This is a genomic window from Cryobacterium tagatosivorans, assembly GCF_004402215.1.
Taxonomy (GTDB): domain Bacteria; phylum Actinomycetota; class Actinomycetes; order Actinomycetales; family Microbacteriaceae; genus Cryobacterium; species Cryobacterium tagatosivorans.
This window is the reverse complement of sequence record NZ_SOEZ01000002.1, coordinates 1-2,205: the sequence shown is the minus strand read 5'-3', so window position 1 is coordinate 2,205 and position 2,205 is coordinate 1. Positions and strand designations below refer to the sequence as shown.

Below are 2,205 nucleotides of genomic sequence, written 5' to 3'. Positions count from 1 at the left end.
GGGGCCGCGGGCAGCCGCTGCCGCGCCCGCCGCCGCGCCCGCCGCGCCGGCGGTCGCCGCGGAATAGTTCCCGAATCGGACGACTGTAGCCGGTGTGCCGGCCACAGTCGTCCGATACAGCAACAGCAACCGTCAGTTCAGGGCACGGGGAGCCCTGCGCTCAGCCGGCGACGCGGGCGGCGATGTCGGTGCGGAACTGGGAGCCGGCGAGGCCGATCTCGCCCAGCGCCTCGTAGGCGCGCGTGCGGGCCTCGGCGAAGTCCCGGCCGGTGGCGACGACGCTGAGCACCCGGCCGCCGGTGGCGACGAGGGCGTCGCCGCGGGCGGCGGTGGCGGCGTGCGCGATCGTGACCCCTGGGACCGCGGATGCGGCATCCAGCCCCGTGATCACGCGCCCGGTGACCGGCGTCTCCGGGTAGTTCTCGCTGGCGAGCACGACGGTGACGCAGGCCTCGTCGGAGAACTCCGGTCGGGCCAGGCCGCCGAGCTCCCCGGTCGACGCCGCCAGAAGCAGGCCGGAGAGCGGGGTGAGCAGGCGCGGCAGCACGACCTGGGTCTCCGGGTCGCCGAACCGGGCGTTGAATTCGATCACCCGGATGCCGGCATCCGTCAGGATGAGCCCGCAGTAGAGCAGCCCGATGAACGGGGTGTCCTCGTGCGCGAGCCGGCGCACGGTGGGCAGCGCGACGGTCTCGATGACCTCGTCGACGAAGGCCTGTTCGCTGCCGAATTCGGCGTCGAGCCAGGGCAGGGGCGAGTAGGCGCCCATGCCGCCGGTGTTCGGGCCGGCGTCGTGGTCGCCGAGGCGTTTGTAGTCCTGGGCGGGGGAGAGCGGCAGCACGGTGTGGCCGTCGCTGAGCAGGAAGAGCGAGACCTCCGCCCCGTCGAGGAACTCCTCGATCAGCACGCTGCCGTGCTGGAGCCAGTGCGTGGCGTGGGCGACGGCGGCGGGGCGCTCCTCGGTGACGAGCACGCCCTTGCCCGCGGCGAGGCCGTCGGCCTTGACGACGTACGGCGCCCCGAACTCGTCGAGGGCGGCCTTGGCTTCGGCGAGATTCCCGGCGCGCACGGCCCGGCCGGTCGGCACGCCCGCTTCGTCCATGATCCGCTTGGCGAACGTCTTGCTGCCCTCGAGGGCGGCGGCGGCCTTGCCCGGTCCGAAGACCGGGATGCCTCGGGTGCGCAGCGCGTCGGCGACGCCGGCGACGAGGGGGGCCTCCGGGCCGATCACCACGAGGTCGATGTTGTTCTCGATGGCGTAGTTGGTGACCACCGATGAATCGGTCGGGTCCAGCGGGACGACCGGGACATCCGCCGCGATGCCGGCGTTGCCCGGCGCGGCCACGACGTGGTGGCGCGGCTCCTCGCGGAGGAGCGCGGTGATGATGGCGTGCTCGCGGGCACCGGAACCGAGGACCAGAATTCTCACGCGTTCAGGCTAGCCGATGCGGCCGCGCTCGTCCCGTCCCGCGTCACGGCCCGACGCGGCCGGCCGGGTGGCCGGCCGGGTGGCGGGCTGCGTGGCGGCTGGGTAAACGGGCCGCCGTGCTCGGCGCGGTGTCCGATTTCCGGGCCGGACCGGGCAGACTTGGGTCATGGCCAGGGTGAGGATCGAAGATGCGGTGGGCACGGCCGCCGTGCGGGAGTGCGCGGCGGACGCGGCGGGTGCGAGCCGGGACATCCGGGCCCTGGCGGTTCGCTACACGCTGCAGCTGCTCGCCGAGAAGGCGAGCGGCAACACCGTCGAGGTGCGGGTGCCGCCCTTCGGAGCCGTGCAGTGCATCGCCGGGCCGCGCCACACCAGGGGAACGCCGCCGAACGTCGTCGAAACGGATGCCGCCACCTGGCTCGCCCTCGCCATGGGCACCCTGGCCTGGCAGGACGGCATCGCTACCGGGCGCATCCACGCCTCCGGCCAGCGGGCCGACCTCGCCGGCGAGCTGCCCCTGCTCTGACCCCCGTTACCTTCTTCGTATCCCTTGATCGTGTAATTGTGTGAGGGTGTTGGCCTGTCAGGCCCGGCATGATTGTTGCCCCCAGTCGTTGATGATCCGGGGGGTGTTGTCACCGGGCTTGACTGGCATCAGGTGATCGCTGATAGGGGCCGGGCCGGACTCGTTTCCAGGCCGTTCGTAACGTGGATGCCGAGACTTGATGCCGTGGTTCCTGGCCAGCGATGACAGGAGACGGGAGCATTCATGATCG

2 protein-coding genes are annotated in these 2,205 nt (G+C 72.3%); one reads left to right on the top strand and one right to left on the bottom strand.

Features of this window, described 5'->3' with window-relative positions; all coding sequences use genetic code 11:
* Nucleotides 1–160 precede the first annotated feature (160 nt).
* Nucleotides 161–1,429, bottom strand: coding sequence for a phosphoribosylamine--glycine ligase (gene purD / locus E3O23_RS00040; RefSeq protein WP_134486501.1), 1,269 nt, complete (start codon nt 1,427–1,429; stop codon nt 161–163).
* A 166-nt stretch (nt 1,430–1,595) separates the two neighbouring features.
* Between purD and E3O23_RS00035 the strand changes: the two genes are divergently transcribed.
* Nucleotides 1,596–1,955, top strand: a complete 360-nt coding sequence (locus E3O23_RS00035; protein WP_134486498.1) for a sterol carrier family protein — start codon at nt 1,596–1,598, stop codon at nt 1,953–1,955.
* The last annotated feature ends 250 nt before the right edge of the window (nt 1,956–2,205 follow it).